Source organism: Thiolapillus sp., from assembly GCF_048562965.1.
Lineage (GTDB): Bacteria > Pseudomonadota > Gammaproteobacteria > Chromatiales > Chromatiaceae > Thiolapillus > Thiolapillus brandeum_A.
In genome coordinates this window covers 1-1,118 of record NZ_JBHNMF010000929.1, presented here as the reverse complement: position 1 = coordinate 1,118, position 1,118 = coordinate 1, and the positions used below count along the sequence as shown (strand labels likewise).

The 1,118-nt window shown below is 54.7% G+C and carries 1 protein-coding gene; it reads right to left on the bottom strand.

All coding sequences use genetic code 11. The features are described 5' to 3' along the window. Nucleotides 1–947, bottom strand: a 947-nt coding sequence (locus ACOCD2_RS21260; RefSeq protein WP_419626058.1) for a UvrD-helicase domain-containing protein, incomplete at its 3' end; no start/stop codon positions are given. Nucleotides 948–1,118: the final 171 nt, after the last annotated feature.

The window sequence follows — 1,118 nt, the reverse complement described above, 5'->3', positions numbered from 1 at the left end:
CCGACCAGATCCTTTAAGATTTTCCTGATAAGCGCCAGAAAAGCCACATCGTCAGTTGCATGCGGAGCGAGGGCAGGTTTTGATCCATCAACAACACCGATGATATGATAGGCGAGCGCATGAAAAGTTTTTACCTCCACCGGTGCGCCGCAGCGTTCCTCAATCCGTGCGGATATTTCCTGTGCCGCCCCTCTGGCGAAAGCAAGGAGCAGGATTTCCTCAGGTTTACGGATTCCAGCTTTCATAAGATAAGCCGCTTTGGCGGTAATCACACTGGTTTTGCCGGACCCGGCCCCTGCCAGCACAAGGGTCGCATCCTCATCAACCACGATCGCCAGTCTTTGTTCAGGTGTCAGAGGGTTTGATTCCACGCTGTCGAAGAAATCATGCCAGTGCATCAGTTCTGTTTCCACAAACCTGGCGATGGCTTGCGCTCTGAAACGTTTTGGCGCTTTTGCAAATGCGCTGATAGGCTCAATTCGACGTGTCTGATCCGTTCCGATCGCTTCCGGGCGGAGCTTTGACAACAGGGTGGTGTCCAATATTTTAGCTTTGGCGAGCATCGGCATCAAAAGACAGGCAGAGGGGTAATGCGTGGGGTTTCGTAATTCCCCGATGGCCGACAGAAGCCCATTGATGCGGAGGGCGTCTTTTTCCAACAGCCCGATATTGTAGCGGGTCCAGGCAGCAGAGACGGTCCTGGAAAAAGCGTCTGCTTTCGAATGCCCAACACCCCGCACCATAAAACGGTGGCCAGCCGTGTTCGGAAAGACCACGGTTGATGACAGCAATCCTCGACGAACAACAGGCGCGGACGAGAGTTCAGAAAGTGGGACGCTGGCAGGATGCCCCGCAGTTGCCCGGAGGGTATCATCCCGCAACTCGACTGCCCGCGCGGTCGCCCCCCATGGGTTCAGAAACAGGCCCAATAGTGGTCTTTGCTGCACGTGATTCAACTTGCTTGCCTTTTCGAATGCCCCTGATGCTGATCGCTGACGTCAAAGGTCTTTACGATGAAATCCAGAATGTCGGTCTGGTGGCTTCGGTCATAGGTCCGTTCGCCAAAGCGGGGGTTGTGCGCGTCCAGCAGCAAGCCGCTCAATGGGTACCATTTAACG